This window comes from uncultured Aquimarina sp., assembly GCF_947496855.1.
GTDB lineage: Bacteria > Bacteroidota > Bacteroidia > Flavobacteriales > Flavobacteriaceae > Aquimarina.
Genome location: NZ_CANMED010000007.1, coordinates 333,238 through 353,996 on the forward strand (window position 1 = coordinate 333,238; position 20,759 = coordinate 353,996).

At 32.7% G+C, this 20,759-nt stretch carries 12 protein-coding genes and 1 tRNA gene; 2 read left to right on the forward strand and 11 right to left on the reverse strand.

Annotated features, from left to right (window positions below; translation table 11 throughout):
• Nucleotides 1-156: 156 nt before the first annotated feature.
• The 5 genes from Q0921_RS20935 to Q0921_RS20955 all read right to left on the reverse strand — a co-directional run bounded on the left by Q0921_RS20935 (nt 157) and on the right by Q0921_RS20955 (nt 5,545).
• A complete protein-coding gene (locus Q0921_RS20935) occupies nt 157-1,425 on the reverse strand; it encodes a hemolysin family protein (RefSeq protein WP_299260383.1) in 1,269 nt (422 codons plus the stop codon).
• Nucleotides 1,426-1,628: 203 nt separating this feature from the next.
• Nucleotides 1,629-2,186, reverse strand: a complete 558-nt coding sequence (gene lptC, locus Q0921_RS20940) for an LPS export ABC transporter periplasmic protein LptC (RefSeq protein ID WP_299260385.1) — start codon at nt 2,184-2,186, stop codon at nt 1,629-1,631.
• Nucleotides 2,186-3,556 carry a M48 family metallopeptidase gene (locus tag Q0921_RS20945; RefSeq protein WP_299260387.1) on the reverse strand — a complete coding sequence of 457 codons (1,371 nt, stop codon included), beginning with the start codon at nt 3,554-3,556 and terminating at the stop codon, nt 2,186-2,188. The genes lptC and Q0921_RS20945 overlap by 1 nt, the downstream gene beginning before the upstream one ends.
• A 16-nt stretch (nt 3,557-3,572) precedes the next feature.
• Nucleotides 3,573-4,817 (reverse strand): hypothetical protein, encoded by a 1,245-nt coding sequence (locus Q0921_RS20950; protein ID WP_299260389.1) that lies wholly within the window; start codon nt 4,815-4,817, stop codon nt 3,573-3,575.
• Complete coding sequence (locus Q0921_RS20955; protein WP_299260391.1) at nt 4,814-5,545, reverse strand: type III pantothenate kinase; 732 nt, start codon at nt 5,543-5,545, stop codon at nt 4,814-4,816. Before Q0921_RS20955 ends, Q0921_RS20950 begins: the two co-directional genes overlap by 4 nt.
• Before the next feature lie 187 nt (nt 5,546-5,732).
• On the opposite strand from Q0921_RS20955, the gene Q0921_RS20960 reads away from it, so the two are divergent.
• Both Q0921_RS20960 and Q0921_RS20965 read left to right on the forward strand, forming a co-directional pair.
• Nucleotides 5,733-5,805 (forward strand) — tRNA-Phe (locus tag Q0921_RS20960).
• 134 nt (nt 5,806-5,939) lie between these two features.
• Complete coding sequence (locus tag Q0921_RS20965; RefSeq protein ID WP_299260393.1) at nt 5,940-6,863, forward strand: phosphatase PAP2 family protein; 924 nt, start codon at nt 5,940-5,942, stop codon at nt 6,861-6,863.
• 27 nt (nt 6,864-6,890) lie between these two features.
• Here the strand turns inward: Q0921_RS20965 and Q0921_RS20970 are convergent, their stop codons facing one another.
• The 6 genes from Q0921_RS20970 to Q0921_RS20995 all read right to left on the reverse strand — a co-directional run bounded on the left by Q0921_RS20970 (nt 6,891) and on the right by Q0921_RS20995 (nt 20,759).
• Complete coding sequence (locus Q0921_RS20970; protein WP_299260395.1) at nt 6,891-7,793, reverse strand: hypothetical protein; 903 nt, start codon at nt 7,791-7,793, stop codon at nt 6,891-6,893.
• 4 nt (nt 7,794-7,797) lie between these two features.
• A complete protein-coding gene (locus Q0921_RS20975) occupies nt 7,798-9,210 on the reverse strand; it encodes a vanadium-dependent haloperoxidase (RefSeq protein ID WP_299260397.1) in 1,413 nt (470 codons plus the stop codon).
• Nucleotides 9,176-12,487, reverse strand: coding sequence for a VCBS repeat-containing protein (locus Q0921_RS20980; protein WP_299260399.1), 3,312 nt, complete (start codon nt 12,485-12,487; stop codon nt 9,176-9,178). Before Q0921_RS20980 ends, Q0921_RS20975 begins: the two co-directional genes overlap by 35 nt.
• A 14-nt stretch (nt 12,488-12,501) precedes the next feature.
• Nucleotides 12,502-15,822 carry a VCBS repeat-containing protein gene (locus Q0921_RS20985; protein WP_299260401.1) on the reverse strand — a complete coding sequence of 1,107 codons (3,321 nt, stop codon included), beginning with the start codon at nt 15,820-15,822 and terminating at the stop codon, nt 12,502-12,504.
• Nucleotides 15,815-19,135 (reverse strand): VCBS repeat-containing protein, encoded by a 3,321-nt coding sequence (locus Q0921_RS20990; RefSeq protein WP_299260403.1) that lies wholly within the window; start codon nt 19,133-19,135, stop codon nt 15,815-15,817. The genes Q0921_RS20985 and Q0921_RS20990 overlap by 8 nt, the downstream gene beginning before the upstream one ends.
• An 82-nt stretch (nt 19,136-19,217) precedes the next feature.
• A complete protein-coding gene (locus tag Q0921_RS20995; RefSeq protein WP_299260405.1) occupies nt 19,218-20,759 on the reverse strand; it encodes a RagB/SusD family nutrient uptake outer membrane protein in 1,542 nt (513 codons plus the stop codon).

Here is a 20,759-nt window from a genome sequence, read left to right on the forward strand (position 1 = left end):
TTTCGATCAAAAAAAAACAAGTATCTTATTGATTTAAAACACAATACAATATTCTGAATTAATTTTTAGGATAGATGATATTTTTCCAGAAACAACTGTTTTACAGTAAACACTAACTTTGAAATATGCTCCAAAAACAATCGATGAACATAAATATCAATCTTCTAATAACAACTGTAGCTCCACAATCTCTATTTTGGTATTAGAGGTCTCAATAATATTGATTATTACTGTATTTATTTTTACAATATCGCCTTGTTCCGGAATCTCTTCAGTGTGATTAACAATCATTCCACCAAGTGTTTCGTAATATTCACTTTCCGGAAGGTTTAACTTATAAGTTTCATTAATATAATCTACTTCCATTCTTGCAGAAAAACGGTAATGATTTTCTTCTAATTTTTCCTCTATAAGGTCAATAGAATCATGTTCATCCTCAATCTCACCGAATAGTTCTTCTACGATATCCTCTACCGTAATAATCCCACTAGTTCCGCCATATTCATCAATAACTACCGCAATACTTTTGTGTTTTTTTGTCAAAAGATTAAGTACGTCTTTTACATACATAGTTTCAGGCACAAAAACCACAGGAAGCAATATAGACTTTAAAGACTTAGGTTTTTTAAATAATTCAAAAGAATGCACATATCCTATTAAATCATCAATAGTTCCATTATACACTAATACTTTGGACAACCCTGTATCAATGAAAAGTTGACTTACTTCTTCTAGAGATTGAGATTTTTCAATTGCAATAATCTCAGTGCGTGGAATCATAACCTCACGAGATTTTACATCCGAAAAATCAAGGGCATTCTGAAAAATCTGAATCTCACTATCGATCTCATCATGTTCTTCAACCGTTTCCATTTGCTCGTTGATATAATCCCCTAATTCTGTTTTCGTAAATGCTAACTGAACCTCATCTCCATCTGTTTTAAGGAATTTCTTTAGCACAAAATCAGATATTCGAATAACAAAAAACGAAATAGGCCAAAAAATAATATAAAAAACATAGGCAGGAAATGAAAAAAACTTCAGCAGTGTGTTTGCATAAATTTGAAAAAACACCTTAGGAAGAAACTCCGCTGTAAGCAATATCACTAAAGTAGAAATTATTGTTTGCAGCAATAAATTAACGCTTCCGGCCATATCTGGATAATAACCCTCAATAAACCCCATTAACAGTTCACCCATATAAAAACCATAAACAACCAAAGCAATATTATTACCTACTAACATAGTAGCAATAAATTTTGAAGGTTTTTTGGTTAGTCGAGATAGGATACCAGAAAGAAATCCGTCTTGTTTTTTTTCTATTTCGATATGGATTTTATTGGAGGATATGTAGGCTATCTCCATCCCAGAAAAAAAAGCGGAGAGAATAATAGAAAGTACAATTACAATAATTTGTAGTTCCATTAATTATCCTTGTTATTAGCATCAAATCTTTTGCGGAAATTCCTTTTAAAGAAATACATAAAAATTGCTACCCCTGCAAAACATAAGTATAAGATACTTCTACTATCTTCCTTACCCCAATCCTCATACGACTGGTATAAGAAGAAACACATAATCGCGAGATAAGCAAGTTCAAAAAATCTAAAAATTTTCATCATATAAAATTATTCCTCGATGAACATTATTCCTTCATTGACCCGAGAATTCAATATAGTAAAATCTTGATTAGCATCAAAACCATCTGCTTCGTTAACAGTCCCATCTGGAAGAATACTCTTGTAAGGCTGATCCGTAAATACCCAGTTTATACTCTGATCCCAGTAAAGTTGACGTGCCATAAGATGAGTGCTATCGGCTGTTTTAATATCCACATTTCCTCTCATATCAATAAGCCCTGTTTCTTTATAATAAATAGCATAGTCTGATTTAACTATACTAATCTTACCATCTTTATCAATGATATCTAGAATAATACCTTCTGGAAATTCCTGATACCCAAAATTTTTATTAGTATAATCTTTTACCTTGGGTGTTTTAAGAATCGCTGTAAGTCTACCCGAATCTGTATATTTCAGATTCAGCTCATAACCTTCAGCCATTGGAGCATCTTCTGTTACAAGATAGTTATTAGTTTTTGATGTATTTGATTGACATGAAAAAAACAATGTCACAGCAAGCGCTGTGACAAAGTTTAATAGTATATATGAATTATTTTTTTGCATTATAGCTTCGGTACTTTTACCGTTTCACCGATCCAACATCCTATTTTCACTGAAGTAATTCCAGGGTTATTAAAGATATCTGTTTTAGAAGGTGCTTTTGCTCTATAATTAGCAGCTGTTGCGGCAGCAGTCTTCTTAAGACTTGGATCGACTCTACCCGCTTTTAGCGCATATCGCTCTGCTAACCAGTACACTGCTCTTTTACTAAATACATCCGCTCCACAGCCATTAGCACTTTTAGCTACCATTGCAGCAATCCTAAGATATGCAGCACCATAAGAAGGCTTATTCGCTATAGCTTTCTTATAGTAAGATCTAGCTTTACTATAGTTACCTTGTTTTTTAACCACTTCTCCAATTCTAAAGTACACTTTAGCTTTATCACTAGCTTTTGTTTCTAACTGTGCTGACTGGTTAAAATATTCTAATGCTTTAGATGTTTTTTTGTCTTTAAGCGCCAATATACCTAAATAGTAAGCTGATTTTGCAGAAGGATCTGCTTTATGTAACGCTTCTACTAATTTAAAGAATAACGGATCATCAGTACATTCTTTTGTAGACATTCTACTTGCTGCTCCTTTTAACCAATTAATATCATTCTTTTTACCTTCGAACTGACCATTATAAAGAGGTATTAAGTTTTTACAATCTGCCAATTCTCCTAGCTTTTGATTAACACCACCTTTTACCTTACTATAGTTGTTTAAGATTTTACCATATGTTTTCAATCTCTTTTTCTCTTTACTGGAAAGCGCTGTTCCTGACTCTTCCTTTTCAGTTAATTCAGCAATTGTTTTTGCTTTTTTACTTTCCTGATCTTCAATTTTTTCTATAACTTCATCATATAAATCAAAAACATCCTGAATATCCTTCTTACCTTCTGACTGCAAACCAACCATTAAAGAAAAATAAGTATATACTTTTTTTGGACTTGAAAAACTCTTATTATCCTCAGTCCACGCTTTATTAAATTCAGCAAATTGACTTTCTTTATTACCAATCTTATTATCATACATAATCTGACCTATATCAGAATACATGTCTCCCACCTTAGTTTTAGCAGGAAAATACTGAAGACGTTCCTTCCATAAAGCAATCATCTCATTAGCAAAAGTCATTTTTTCCGCACCAGCTGCCTTCTTATATTTACTCTCTAATAATTTTTTCCCAAACTGAAAAGTTGCAAGACTGTGTGTAGGACATTCTTTTCTGACTTTCCATAAAGGCGCTTCTGCCGCCTCGTAATTTTTTACTTTAGCATGCTCATAGGCTATTGAAGCCGTAGTCGCACAATCAGTAGCCTGAGCACTAACACTTGTAGCACTTAAAACTAATCCTGCCGCTATTGTATATAAAACTTTAGTATTCATAGCTGTATAATTGTAGTTAATTAAATTTCACTTTTCTAAACCATCTATCATTTAAAGATAGTCCTAACGATATATTAAAAAATTCTTCTTTTACTAAACCAGCGTCCGTTGTTCCTCTTGTACCGAACTCAAAACCTATATTAGCATTAGAAAATAATCTGCCGACTGGTAACCCTACTCCAAAAGATATGCCAAACTCATCAATAGCCTGCCCATTAATGTTTAAACCTGTCTCTTCATATCTTACTCCTGCTCTATACACAATCCTATTAAGGTAGCTAGTAAGCGAATTATATTTAGGGATGTAATACCCTCCTAATTTTACTTTTGACGCATTCTCAAACACTGCATTATCGGCAGCAAATGATCTATTTTCAAAACTATTTGCGTTAAGGTAGATATACTCTGCTCCAATGAACCATTTTTTCGGCTCTCCAATTCCAGCACCTACTTTTAACTCAGCCGGAAGGTCTAATTTTTGATCTTCAGTATTTTCTTCTGTCCTGTTATTAACTATTTCTGCTCCATTCGGCAATATAGTTACTGTAGCTAATTCTATAGAATTTTCAGAATTTAAATTAAATGAAGGAGTAGACACAAGCGATGTCGTCAACTTCAATTTTTCTGAAATCATTGTATTATAAGCAATACCAAAAGACAGACTAATACCTGATAGATCAGAATTATCAATTCTTCTACTTTCAAATTCAAAGTCAGTTCGTTTAATAGACTTGTTCTCTATATTACCAAAGTTATAATTAATATCCAAACCTATACTTAAATTCTCGTTAACTTTGAACCCTGCAGCAACGAATACCCTATTCAACCCACCAGTTCCAAAGAACTGATTTTCAGACCCATCACTATTAAAAGAGTTTGTCTGATATCCAACAGAACTGACTGGAATAACTCCAAAACCAAAACCGAATTTACCTGCTGGAATACCAATTGCTAGGTAATCCAAAGATGCATTATCTTTATAAGAATCATCTCCTGCCGCATTGTCAAGATTCAATCCATTATAATTAGCACCTAATGTATAGGTTGTTAATGCCAATTCACCATAAGATGCCGGATTCTGAAGATTTAAGTGAACACTATCTGCAAGTATACCCAATCCCCCCATCGACCTATTTTCTACTGTTCCTTTAAACTTCTGCAATCCTATTCCAAAAAAAGAATAGGGTGAAGAGGTACCTTCCTGAGCATACGATACGCTGGTAACTATTACCAGAATTACTACTAAAATCTTCTTTATCATTGACTATTATTAAAAGCTAAAATGTGATTTAGTCCCTCCAATAAAAAATTAGAGGTGGCAAATATGCTATTTTTTAATCTTTTAGACAAAAAATGTGCATCTCCTCCGGTTAAAATAACTGTTAAATTGGGGTAAGTGTTGCAATATTCGGCAATTGCTCCTTCAATTTCATACAAAACACCCTTCACAACTCCGGAATGAATGGCTTCATTTGTAGTATTCCCAATATGGTTTTTTGGAGGTTCGGGGTCCAACAATGGTAGTTTTGAAGTAAAACTATTTAAACTTGTATACCTTAATCTAAGACCAGGTGCTATAGCTCCGCCTAAATATTCTTCTTGTTTATTTTTAAAATCATAAGTGATACACGTTCCTGCATCAATGATTAATGCATCTTTTTCAGGAAACTTAAGTACAGAAGCAGCTACTAATGCTAATCTATCCGCGCCTAGTGTTGTTGGAGTAGCGTATAAATTTCTAAAAGGCATCTTTAAGGTATGATCCAAAATCAACATATCAAATAAATCTTGTGCAAATACTACATCTTTTTCTTTAATATTAAAAACTGAAGACAGTATACCTCGTTTTATTAATGGGTAATCATTTTTAATTTTTTGAATAACTTCTAAGAAGTTTTCTGATTTCAATGTTTCGTGATGAACAATTGAAGCTTCTTCAAAAACTCCAATTTTTATAGAGGTATTACCAACATCAATAACCAGATTCATCTGTCCTTATTTAGGGTTTCTATAGAAGCAAGTATAATTTGTAATAATAATTTATTAATTACAACATTAAATGTCACAGCTCTTTACATACTTTAATTATGAATTTGCAAAAGTACAAAACGATTTTTTTAAATTTTTCTTTTGAGGATTAAAAAAAGCGTTATATATTTGCATCCGCTTACAGCAAGGTGCCTTAGCTCAGTTGGTAGAGCAAAGGACTGAAAATCCTTGTGTCCCTGGTTCGATTCCTGGAGGCACCACCTTAAAAACCCGAACAAATGTTCGGGTTTTTTATTTTATCTAATTACAACTTCACTTTACATGTAAGCCAATTCTATACATTATAATTTTTATTTACGAATAAGTTGTTATTTTTACTTTCCAAATGCTGCCTATGAGACATTTTAATATACATCCTGTTTTTTTATTACTACTTCTATTTTCTGTTGCAACCTATGCACAAGAAAAACCAGAAGAAAAAACAGAAAAACAATTAGAAGGGGAACAATCAGAATCAACCCCAGAAGAAAAAACAGAAAAAACAGAAAAATCGGAACATGAAATGACCAGATGGCAAATGCTAAAATACGACGGCGTTTCTGCTTTTGGTGGAGTTAAAAATGCATATACACAGCCTTTCAGATGGAAAAGTAAAGATTGGGCAACACTTGGAGGGATCGTTGCGGGAACTGCTCTCATTTATCTAATAGACGAACCTGCAAGTGATTTTTTCACAGATCAAGAGGATGACATTCCTAGCTTTATAAAAGAAACAGGATTTCGTTTCGGCAAACCTCTTATCAATTACGGATTGACAACAGGAGTATATGCTTTCGGGTTAATTACAAAGAATGAAAAAGTAAGAAAGACTGGAGTCTTACTTATAGCATCAGCAACAGCTGGCGGAATAATACAAACTATCAGTAAAACTTTAGCTGGTCGCGCTAGACCTTACACGGGAAAGGGTAAAGACAGCTTCAAATTTTATGCAAGTGAAGCAGATTATCATTCATTCCCATCAGGTCACGCTATATTATCATTCACTACTGCATATGCCATTAGTAAGCAATTTAATAATCCTTATGTCAAAGGAGGTATTTATGCGCTAGGATTAGTATCTCCAATTTCTAGATTATGGAGTGGCGCACATTGGTTAACCGATGTTACACTAGGTATTGTACTAAGTGTAGTTATAGTTGATGGTATCGACAACTATCTAAACAAAAAAGAAAGATATGTTTATGATAGTAAGAAGTTTAAAATCAAATGGGATCTTAAGCTTGGAGCCGGTCAGTTGGGTGTTGTTGGAAGGTTTTAATGAGATTTTGACACTTTTCAGCACTAATTACCGAATAGGCAAGAAAATTTCTGCTTTCCACTTAGAGGAGTTTCCATCTTGCATTGGGTTATTATAGAATATCTCTAAAGGTGTTTTTTTAATTAAAATATCTCTCCTTTTTGCATAATTTACCAATGCAAACCATGCCTGATCACTGTTCCTATAATTACCATAAAATGTAGCTTTAAGAGCCTTTTCAGGAATTAATTTATCATATTTTATTATAGAATTTACTGGTAGAGAATCCATATATATTATAGGAAATCCAAAACTAAATTTGATAACATCTGTAACAGAATCCCATTCTTTTATTTTTACAAAGGGATAGCCATTCTGTTCTACCTTATTTTCTAATATTTTAGGATACAAATCAGCATTGACCCTTAGCATAGTACCTGCTTTTTCTGATCGACTGGATTCTGACGAGATATAAAGGTATTCTAATGATGGTATTGCAGACACTCCTTCAATTTCTACTCTAAAATTTTTAGCAAAGTTATTTACTCCTTTCCCAAAATCTTTTAATTCTTTTTTTAGTGATTTGCTAAAATTAGTTTCTCCAGTGAGTATTCCTAATCTATTAACAATTGAATGTTCTTTTGATTTTATTCCTACTTTAATTTGGGTTATTGAATCATTAACACTTTCTAAATTCCATTCCAAATTAAGAATTGTATCTTTTAAGATAACTCGCTGCGTAACTTGCTTAAATAGAATTGTATCAACTGTATTAATATTCTTTATTTGTGGATCACCTCCCCATGATTCCCAACTCAATATTTGATGGTAAATGCCTCCCGGCGAACCTTTCGCTTTAAAAGAAACTTGATAATCATACTGCTTAATAAATAAATACCAAATAACCGCTCCTAAGAATATAGTGAGCATTATAATTCCTGCTTTTTTCATACTACTAATTAGTCACCACTTTAGACTTTGAAGCATTCATTTTTAGATTCTGAACTACGAACTTACCTAATTCTCGACCTTGATCTAACCCTAAATCTATTGCCGCTCTATAATGAATTCCGCCATAAAGTCTGCTTACCGCAGCTTCATCAGCTGCCTTATTAAAGGATTCAAAAGAACGAATAGGTAAGCCGTATTGTAGTTCCGTATCATCATCAAAAGCAAAATCATCGCCGAAGATATCAGTCAACACTGTTGAAGCAGCTCCTGAAACTACAGAATGTCCACTAGTATATTCAGGAAAAGGAGGTGTTTGTAAAACTGGAGTCCAATTCTCATCAATATGTTGATTGATCAATGTTTCAGGACGAATCAAATTACTTCTGTATTTCTCATCCCAGCAACTTATAAAAGCATCGGCAATCGCAACAGAAGTTTTGGTATAAGCAAAAACGGTTTTCGCGAAATCTGCGTTAGTTTTTTTGCAAGCAATTTTACAAATACCTATCCAATGAGCACCTGGCGTAATTTTCTTTGTCGCAAACATTAAATGACCTTTATGTGTTGAAACATAAGGGTTACAATCCCAAAATTGTGCAATTTCCAGTTTTTCTGAATCTTCTCCTTCTTCCTTAATTTTCTGACCAACTTCATAAGTCTCTATCAATTCTTTATAGAATGGCGTATCTTTTTCTAATGAAAAATCTGGATATCTTGCTGGTTTAAATTGTGATGAAGAATCTATAATGGACGGTCTTATTTCTTTCCAATGAGGCTCAATCCCATCCATATAATCCGGCGGAGTAGGCTGCCACCTAGAAGGATCTTCCGTATTTACTGAAAACTTGGGCATTGTTCTAGTTTGCGCATAATTATCTGAAGCATACCATTTTTTCACATGTTCTGCCATCTCTAATCCATATGCTTGAGAGTCGTTAAAAGTTACTTCATTTTGTAATTTCCAGGTATTATACAAACTATCACGATATACTTCTACACGTTCTTCTGAAAAAAGTAATGATTTACCGACTTCCAAATACGCAACTAACGCAGAAAGCTTATAATTAATATTTTTGGTTGTATCAACAGCAGGAATAGATTTTAGACCATGTAATTGATTTGATAAGGTTCTATAATCCTTACCTTCTTGTCGCATCACTTCGTATGCAGCGATATTAGCATAATTATATATTCGACTTGCTACAGGTGGTGAAAAAATATCGTGTACCATTACCTCTGTAATTTTATCTACAGCTTGGTGGTAATCATCAGGAGTGATTTCAATCTCTTTGACTTCTTTTTGGCAAGCATTTAAAAACAATAGCAAAAAAGTGAATAAAAATATATTCTTGCTTCTTCTTAAGAAGGCGCTTTCACTTACTTTATTGAAGTATTTCATGAATTTCTGCTTTTCCATTGTTTAATGTGATTAATAAATAATCCTTATTTACAAAATTAATAATATTTAATCCTCTAACCGATTTTTGACTCAAGTTAATACCCAATTCTCTTGCTTCAATCACAGAAGTATCTTCCTTCATAATAGCTCCAGCAAAACCATCAAATCTACCGTGATAAGGAATCATTCCAAAATAGTTCCCCGCCATAAACACTTCTTCTTTTCCGTCTTTGTTAAAATCATATTTTAACATGTCCATGATTGGTGCTACTTGAAGTAAATTTTCAAAAGGAACGAAAACGAATGTTCCTTTTTCGTTTTTCAAATACCCAGAAGCTAATTGATCTACTTCTAATAACTCTGCATCTTTTAATGCATCTTGTCCAAAAACTTCTTCTACAGTTTTACCAGCAAAGCTGTTGTATGTCGTAAACTTTTTCTTTAGATAGTTTAACTGACTTGACAATTCATCTAAGCCCAATGCCGTATAATATTTCTCTTTTTTAGGCAATGCCAAAATTGTTTCGGTTTTGTTATTATTGTCAAAATCAGAATAATACATTTTTAAAGGGAAATCTGAAGAAGCTGTTAGCTTAGAATTTAATCCAAAATTACCTATTAGATAGTCAACATCTCCATCATTATCGATATCAAAGTCAATAATTGATTGCCAAAGGCCTTTTAACTTTTCTGGTAAAAACTTATCTGTTACATCTATCAAATCCCCTCCTATATTTTTGAAAAACTGAGGAGACATCCACTCTCCGATAACAATTAAATCTTTTACCTCATCATTATCAAAATCGCTCCAAATGGCGTCGGTAACCATTCCAACTTTTAGTAAGTCTGTATTTTCTTTTACTTTAAACCTTCCCGAATCATTAATCAATATATAAGAATTCGGGATTTTACCAAAATCATTAGAAACAGCATAACCCCCGACAAAAAGGTCTAGATCTCCATCTCCGTCTACATCAAAAGGTTTGATTACAGATTCGTGTTCGTATAATTCTAGGAAATCGCTTTTAGATAAACCAGCATCTGAGTTTATATATAACCTATCTGCTAACTCCTTGGATGTCCCAAAAAACTCTCCTCCAGAAGATGCAACCAGTAAGTCTTTTTTACCATCATTATTTAAATCTTCTATAATAGCAGCTACGTCTTCTTTCTTTTTATCGGCATTAAGAATCTCGGATAATTGTTCTTTAAAACCAGTGGCGGTTTGGATGTATATTTTAGATGCTTCAAATTTTGAACTTCCAAAAAAAACATCGTCTTTCCCATCACCATTTAAATCTCCTATCGCAGTAGCTGGTCCTCGATCTGAAATTTTATATGGAATTAATTTTTGTCGATTAAAATCTGTGTAATTATTCTCTTTATGCACATACTGTAAACCAAGAATAGAATCTACTTTTTTAAACCATCCCTTATTTTTAGGAAATAACTTTTCATAATTCACAGCATTTCTTTTGTGTAATAATTTAACTGTTAAGGTTTGATTTGTAATAATATTTTCTGCGACTTGGATAGTATTATCTGGCCATATAATTTTTAACGAATCTATTGTTGTGATGGTATCGTATCCAAAATGAATCATAGGTTCTGAAGAAGACTGGAAACCTTTTGAAGTAAATAACTGCTTGTACTGTGCAATTCCTTGATGATATGAGATTACTTTGGTTCCTATTCCAAATTTGTTTTTGTCTTTAAAATCAAATTTCAGTTTTAAAAACCTCTTTTTTTCATTCGTTTTATTTTGATAAAAAGAAGCTGGAGCATTTATATTATTTGTTACTATATCTAAGTCTCCATCGTTATCAAAATCAGCATAAGCACTTCCTGTAGAAGCCGTGTTTTCTAATGGAAGCCAGCTAAAAGACTTATCTAAAAAGCTAACTTCTTTATCTCCTTTAAAAACAGAATTCTGCACTTTGCCGGAGGGCATCATATTTAAAGCTTCATTATTTACTAACTTTCTAGTGCTTAGTTTTTCCTGTATTTTTTCATTAGAAATATATTTAATATAGTCTAGGTCATTAGGGCGCTTAGGAATTCCATTGGATATAAATACATCTTGTTCTCCATCTTGATCATAATCTGCAAACAATGCAGACCAACTCCAATCTGTAGCTGATACACCGCTTAGTAATGCGGTTTCAGTAAAATACTCCCCTTGATTGATCTGAAGCATATTGCGGGCATACTGATAGTGGTATCCTAATCGATTGATACGCATTTGCAACATATCTACCGTTTCATCTCCAGCAGAAGTCTTCAAGACTGTTTCATCACCTGGAGTCATATCCAACGTAATTATATCTGCATATCCATCGTGATTAATATCTGCAACATCATTACCCATGGAGAAACGGCTCGTATGTCCAAAAATTTCTTTTAGAGATTCACTGAAGGTACCATCTCCATTATTGACATAATAATAATCATCCTCGTGAAAATCATTACTCACATAAATATCTGTATATCCATCATTATTAAAATCCGCTGTTGCTATTCCAAGACCATATCCATTTCCACCACCAAAAATTCCTGCTTCTACACTGACATCAGTAAATACACTTCCATCATTGCGAAGTAATTTATCACCGCTTTCGTAACTTCTTTTATTTCGGAGTGTAGCTCTTCCAAAAGAATTCTGTGTATGAATTGCATGATTTAATAAATACATATCTAAATCACCATCATTATCATAATCAAAAAACGCAGCTGATGTAGTATAATTTTTAAAATCTAATTTATACTCAGAAGCTTTCTCTGTAAATGTATTATCTCCATTGTTTATGAATAATTCATTTCTCCCTTCTAATCCCTGAAGACCAACTACGGCACAGACATAGATATCCAGATATCCGTCTCCATTAACATCTGCCATTACTGTCCCAGTATTCCAATCCGAATTTCCTGCTACTCCTGCTTTATCTGTTATATTTTCGAATTGAAAGTTTCCTTTGTTTAGATAGAGTTTATTCTCTCCTTGATTAGATGTAAAGAATACATCAACTAGATCATCCTTATTGATATCTCCAACGGCTACACCAGCACCATTGTAGTAATACAAATAATCAAGAATATTCAATTCTTCAGTAGGAACTAATGTATTTTGGAATGAAATATTTGTAATCTCCGAAGTAATCTTATCAAATAATTCACCTTGATGAATTTCTTGTTTGGAACAGGAATTCAACACGAGTAAAACAACGATGAATGATCTTTTTATTAAAGCCCAGACACCTGACAGGTTTTTAAAACCTGTCAGGTCTGTTTGTAACATTTGATTGAGAATAATCATTTCAACTTAAAAATCTTAGGCATTTCGTTATTAATTAATACTAATAAATACTTTTCTCCTGATTTATTCTCCATCCAGCGCATGTTTCTTACTTCATCCTCTACTAAAAACCCAGAATATTTTTGATCTTTAAAATTTCCTTTTCCATCTCCTAACAAAATATTTCCTCGACTAGCATCTAATCTAGAAAATTGAGGTTTAAAATTATAATTATTACCTGCAACAATAAGGTCTAGGTGGCCATCCTTATTTACATCTTCGGTTTCAACATCACAGATACAGGATAATTGTGTTTCTTTTGGAAGTTCTCTTATTTGAAAAGTATTGTCACCATTATTATAAGCTACTAAATTGGCGAAATTATTTACGGTTTTAATAGTTGTATTTGCTAATACATCTTTCGAAAATAATTCATCAATAGACTTGGTTGCATACTCAGAAAACTTTAAGTTTTGCTTCTTTAGCACATTGATTTGTGCTGTTATTTCACTTTTTAAATGTATAGGAACGTCTTTTCCATCAATAGTTTGCGTCACAATTTGTTCTACTGTTCCGTTATTATCAAAATCGTTGATATACATCTTGGAAGGAGTTTCTTTACCACATTGATAAATAGAATTTAGTCCTCTATTTCCTAAAACTAAATCTATATCTCCATCTTTATCTAAATCAGTTGCTTCTACTGTATTAAACCAACCAGAAACCTCATCTAAATTTGTTTTAATTAAATCTAACGTATTGCCGTTGTTTATGAACACTTTTGGAGACATCCATTCTCCTACGAGAATTAAATCCTTTTTACTATCGCCATCCATATCCTGCCAAGTAGCACTAGTGATCATTCCAATAGATTGAGCATCTGCAGCTTTATTTGCAGTTACATCTTTAAAATTTCCTTTGCCATCATTCTCTAGAAAATAACTTTGCGGAGAAACCCCATATTTTCCTATGATACTATGACTCCCAACAAATAAATCAATGTCGCCATCCTGATCGTAATCATATGGTGCTAATGTAGAGATGTTAGTAATTGTAGGTAAAATAATTTCTCCTCGTGAAAAATATCCTCTCCCATCATTAATATAACTTCTAACACCTGTTCTTGCTCCTTTAAAATTTCCCCCAGACCCTACTACCAAATCTAAATCCTTATCTCCATCAATATCTTCAAAAATAGCTACGGTATCTTCAAAAAACTTTTCAGTTTCAAATTTTGATAACGTTAATCGTCCTCTTCCGTTCTGATAGTACAATTTACTAGGTTGATCATATGCTCCTCCAACAAAGACATCATCATTACCATCTCCATTAACATCTGCAATTGCAATCGCTGGACCTTCTCTGGATTGCATTTTGTAAATCAATCCTTCGTAATCAAAATCAACATAAGGATCTTCTTTATGAGATTCTAAAGTGTTGCTAATTTCCTCAAAAAAAATATCTTGTTTCTTTTCTGGATGTATATAATTTTTCGTTGCATTTTTCTGAGCTAATTGAACTACTGTATTAAGGGCAATATCTTTAATAGTTTCTGTCTTTCCATTAGGATAAATCACCTGTAATGAATCTACCTTCTTTGTTTTGCCCAACCCAATAGTCATTATATATTCTATAGAAGATTGGAAGCCCCTTGTTGGTATTAATTCTTGCCTTATAATCTCGTCATTAGTATATAATTCTATGACACTACCAATCCCAAAGGTGTTTTTATCAGCTCCTTCTATTTTAATTTTTAAATAATTATTTCCTTTTTCTTCGCTATTATTTTGATAAATAGCGACTGGCATATTAAAATTATTAACCACCAGATCTAAATCTCCATCATTATCTAGATCTCCATAAGCAGATCCATTAGAAAAAGTTGGCTCACCAAACCCCCAATTATCTGTTAGGTCAGAAAAAGTAAGGTCTCCATTATTTTTAAAAGCATAATTAGATATTGGAGTAGAAGGCATTTTATTAATAATAGAATCTATTTCTTCTTTTTTACCGGTTAATGTCATCTTCTGAATGATATCATTGGCGAAAAAATTCATGAAATCCATATCAGTCAGATCGTGATAAATTCCATTACTAACATAGATGTCGCGATAACCATCATTATCCATATCAAACAACAATGCTCCCCAACTCCAATCTGTTTTTGCTACACCACTATAAAAAGCAATTTCTGAAAAGGTATTATTTCCATTATTAAGCTGAAGTGAATTCTGCATGTACTGATTATAAAAATCTCTATTCTTTTTTAATTGATATACATCATAGCTTTCGAAAGAACTGGTTTCTTTTAATCGTTGATCATTTTCTGGTAACATATCGGTTACAAAAATTTCAGGATATCCATCATTATTAATATCTGCCATATCTGCTCCCATTGAAGAAATACTAAGATGTTTGACCCAATCCTTAATTTCTTCCTTAAATGTTCCATCACCTTGGTTTATATATAGGTAATCTCTTTCGTAAAAATCATTTGACACATAAATATCTGGAAGCAAATCTTTATTAACATCTCCAATAGTGACTCCTAATCCAAAACCAATAAGGCTTCCGAAAATTCCAGCAATTTCGCTTACATCTGTAAACACACCATCATCATTTCTAAGTAACTTATCTCCTCCTCCTTTTAAAATCTCAGGAATATTCCAATCTTCTGCTCTAAGATTACGCTTGTTTACGTATCCTAAGCTACTAACTGGTATAAAACTATTATTAAGAATATACACATCCAGATCTCCATCTTTATCATAATCAAAAAACGCAGCGTGGGTTGTAAAACCGCTATCTGCCAGATTATAATCTGCTGCTTTTTCTGTAAAAGTTATGATTCCTGAACTTGCCGAAGGGCCATTGTTTATAAAGAGTTCATTCTTTTGATCATCTCCTTCTACATTACCTGCATTGCAAACGTAAATATCCAATAATCCGTCTGCATTGATATCTACCATCACAACTCCGGTAGACCAAGAATTTTTACCTTTTGTATTGGAAGATTCTGAAATATCTTCAAACGTAAAATCCCCTTTGTTAAGATATAGTTTATTTTCTTTTCTATTAGCAGTCAAATATACATCCGGCAAACCATCATTGTTTATGTCGCCAATAGCTACTCCTCCACCATTATAAAAATTTCTATAGGTGAAAATATTGAAGTCCTTTTCGTTATCAACTTGGTTAATGAAATCAATATTTGTCTTTTCTGGAGTCAGTTTAGTAAATAATGTATCCTCTTTCTCTACTAGTTGCTTTTGTTTTTCCTCTTTTGTACAGGAAAAAAGCATTAGGGATATCAGAATACTATATAAAAATTTATTCATGTTCCTTTTTTATTTTTTTAATCATCTGAATACTGCCATTATTAATTCCAAATAGAAAATATGTTGAATCCTTTATTTTGATCATTTTAATAGATCTTACAGCCCCATTGACACTTAAACCAGAGTTTTCAAAGCTTTCAAAGCTTCCTTTTTTATCATTTAGTAACACAACCCCATACGATGCATCTAATCTACTTAATTGCGTATTGATCTCATACGTATTACCACCAAGAATTATATCAGGATATTGATCATCATTTATATCGTGAACCAATATATCATGAACAGAAGATATTTGTGCCTGCCAGGGTAAATCGTGCGGTGTAAAATTAAGATTCCCTTTATTCTCGAAATACGTAGTTTTAAGCGTAAAAACCTGTTTTTTATCTGATTGACTAATTTTTTCTTCTGAGAAATAATCTTTGAAATTGGCCTCAGAAAAGGCTTTGTATGATAAGAATTTCTTATTGAGTTGTGGTATTTGCTTGGTTAATTCATCTTTGGTTGCGATTGGTGTTTCTCTTCCTTGATAAAAATAGGTCACAATTGGATCTATTTTACCATTATCATCAAAATCATTGAGATACAACTGTATTGGCTCATTTTTCGAAGCTATCAAGCGGCTATTAAGTCCCCAATTACCTGCAATAATATCTATGTCTCCATCTTTGTCCATATCCTGAACCACAATACAATTCCACCAACCATTTGTATTTTCTAAAGAAGGTACTGATGTTTTGTTAAAACTTCCTTCTCCATCATTCATAAGAATAGTAATTGGCATATAATGCCCAGCCACAATTAAATCCTGATACCCATCACTATTAACATCTATAAATTTACCATCATATACTTGTCCAATAGTATATAAATCTGGAGCTATTTCCGAGGTCATCTCCTTAAAACTACCATCTCCATTATTAACAAAAAGATAATTTTTTGGTGATTCTCCATATGATCCTGGAACACTATTACTCCCTATAAAAACATCTTCATAGCCATCTTGATCAATATCCGAAGATATCACAACAGAAGCGTTCATTTTAATACTAGGAAAAGCATTTAGACTTATTTTAAACTTTCCGTTCTCATTAATTAAAAGCGTTGGACTCGTCTCATACCCTGAATATTTTTCATTACCCCCATAAATTGTAATAAGATCTAAATCACCATCTGAGTCAGCATCAAAAAAACATTGATCAATATCTTCATATTTTTTTTCTAAATCCAGATCCGGCTGTTCTATTTTATTAAATTTTCCAGAGACTTCCTGCAAAAACAGCCTTCCTGCTCTAAATCTTCCTCCAGGAACAAAAACATCTTCTAATCCATCTTTATTTACATCCTTTACAGATATATGAGGTCCTTCATTAGAAACTGCATATGGTGCTAAAGGTTCTACACTAAAATCTTTAGTTTCATAATCCTGATGTTTATAATTTATGTGCAACGAATCATTCTTTAAAATGTGTGGAGCTTTTTCAGGATTAATTGACGAAACAGCTACACCTTCCTTAGTTAAGGTAATTTTAGTATTTACTTTTAGATTTTTATATATCGATTGATCTCCTTCTGGCCATTGAATACGGATGGAATCTATTCTTGAACTATTACCAAGTCCGAAATGTAATATTGACGAAACAGATGATAAATATCCTCTGGTTGAATATACTTCTGAAGTCTGCAATCCATATTCGGTAAAAATGGTTGCTTTAGCTCCTATAGCATCCAAATTTTGAGCTATTCCTTTTAGTTTTATTTTGATATAATTATTATGCTCTAAAGTATCTACTTGATTTTTATATAAAAAAGCTTTCTCGTTAATATTATTAGTTACAATGTCTAAATCTCCATCATTATCTAAATCCGTATAAACTGCACCATTACTATAAGATGGTGGATTCTCTGACCAGGTATCAGAAACATCCTCAAAAGTTAAATCTCCTTTATTACGATAGAAATAATTCGCAGTTTTTTTATCTGGCAATTCCTTAATCAAAGCCAAATCTTCTTTAGTCATTCCTTCATTAATACGTTTTTGGATATTATCATTAGCAATAAAGCTAATAAAATCCATATCGTTAGTTGCTCCTTTTATTCCGTTAGAAATAAAAACATCTTTAAAACCGTCATTATCATAATCTGCTATTAAAGGTGACCAACTCCATTCTGTTGCTGCTATCCCAGAAAAAAACGCTATCTCACTAAAATTCTCATTACCTCTATTTAATTGTAATGCATTTTGCATATACTGAGGTTGATATCCATTTTTAAGATATTGATTATAGATAGTGAACCCATATTCAGTTCCGGAAGATTTATAGGTTGTTAAATCTTCTGGCAACATATCCAATGATAAAATATCCGAAAACCCATCATTGTTTATATCTGCAATATCAGTACCCATCGAAAAATGAGATGTATGCTGTATTTTTTTTAAATCTGAAGAAATTACTTCTTTAAAAGTCCCATCTTTTTGATTAATATATAAATAATCATTTTCAAAAAAATCATTCCCAATATAAATATCTGGATATCCATCATTATTAACATCACTAGTTGTAATACCTAATCCATACCCTATTGGCCCCTGAAAAACACCTGTTTCTTTAGTAACATCTATATATTTATTGTTGTCATTTCGATATAATCGATCTCCAGACAAAGAATCTATTTGTTTTCGTTTAGCCCCTCTTCCATAGGTACGATTAGGGTGTACAGAATGATTTAAAAGATACATATCCAGATCTCCATCCAGATCGTAATCAAAAAAACTAGCCTGAGTAGAAAAGCTTGATATATCAAGATTATAATTAGACGCTTCTTCTTTAAAAATGGGATTTCCATCGGCATCTAACCCTTGATTCACAAACAGCTTATTTTTCCCTTTTATGTCTCTATAATTTCCAACTTTACATAAATATATATCAGACAATCCATCATTATTGATATCGACTATAGTGACACCTGTGGACCAGCCTTCTTTATCTTTTAAAAGATCAGAAGTAACTTCTTTGAATTGAAAATCTTTTTGATTAATGTATAACCTATTTTGATTTTGATTAGCTACAAAATATAAATCTTCCCAGCCATCATTATTAAAATCTCCTACACCAACTCCTGCTCCATTATAATAATAGAGATATGTCAGTATATTGAGTTCTGGGGTATCTTCTAGTTTATTGTTAAAAGAAATTCCTGTCTCTTTTTCTGATAAGAGTTCAAAAAAGTGATTCTCTTTATTGTTTTTACAGGAGATTAAGATAATTGTGAATAGTACACTTAAACGAATATTTGTAAAGAATTTTGTCAATTATAAGTTTTAATATATTAATTAACAGAGCCCTTCAAGTATTGAAGGGCTCTGTTCTAACAAATCTTAGCAATTTAATATGTTAGTAACCAGGATTTTGTATCAAATTAGGATTAGAAATAATAGCCGTTGCCGGTATTGGAAACAGAGCTCTAAAAGATTCTGTATTACTCTTAAGACCCCAAGCTTCATCAAATTTTCCAAAACGAATTTGATCATTACGTCTCCAGAATTCTTTATACAATTCTCTTCCTCTTTCATCTAGGATATCTTGTTCTGTCAATGCTGTAAAAGGAGTAGCATTTCTAATTGTTCTCAGTTCATTAATCATAGCTAAAGGATCCTCTCCAGAGGTACCTCCTCTAAAAATTGCTTCCGCTTTCATTAAATGAGCATCTGCATATCTAAATACAATCTCGTGCTCTGTAAATGCTCCGTTCTCTGGGTGATATTTTATAGTACGAATACCATTATTTTCATCATTCCCTACAATTCCAGCAAATTCTCTAGTAAATACAAGCGGGTTACCTGGCCTGTCTTTAAGAGCAACTCCATTCGAATCATATTGTTGACCTACTAAGAATCCAAAACCAATACCTAGATTAGAACCATCTGTTGGTACAAATCCTCTTCGCTCTTCTTGTCCACTTCCAGGAACATTGGTATTAGGGTCTCCTTCGAAAAGGTCATAAAACTCAGCCAATGTAGACCAACCGTTCCAACCTCCACCTGCTTGATCCGGTGCGTTCTGATTGTAGTGTAATCCATTCCACATTCTATTACCAACACCTGTTCTCACGAACATAATAGTCTCTGTATCCGCATCTGGCTTAAAAATATCAAAATAACCAGCTTGCAATGCAAAGCCATCGGCTATAATTGCATCTACAGCATTTACAACTCTAGTCATATCCTCTGTACTTACAACTCCAGTACCATTATAAATATGCGCATTTAAAAGAACTTTTGCTAATAAATAATTACCCGCTGCTCTAGAAGCCAATCTTGAGGCGTCAATATCCTGATTAACGGGTAAATTAGGTATTGCTTCTGTTAGATCATTAATTACAAAATCTAAAGCTTCTGATCTTGTAAAAACGCTAGGATCGACATCAGAACCATCACTTGGGCCTCTAAAAGGAACTTGTCCAAACATATCCATTACCCAAAACATATTAAATGCTCTTAAGAATCTAGCTTGCGCTTCTTCTTCTGGTGAAGAGTTACTTAATGGATCTATAATTGCCGTAGTATTAAAGACATTAGCATTAAGATTATTCCAAGTATTTAATACAAATGCATTTAGGGTTCCCCAATTATGTTCATGTAATACTCTCCATTGTCCATTATCAGACCAATCGGTTCCTCTTGTCGGCACCAATAACTCATCTGAAGTTACTTCATTTAAAGCGTATAAATCTGCCTGATTTCCAATTTGTCCACTTAAGGCTCCTATTACTTGATTTAAAGACCCTTCTACATCAGCTACACCCACAAACTCCCCTGTCTGATTGGGAATTATTGAATCCGTAGGTTCAATTTCTAAATCAGTACAGGAAATCATTAGCATAACTAATAAAAAACCTAATAATCTGATTCCTAATTTTCTTTCTTTCACTTTCAT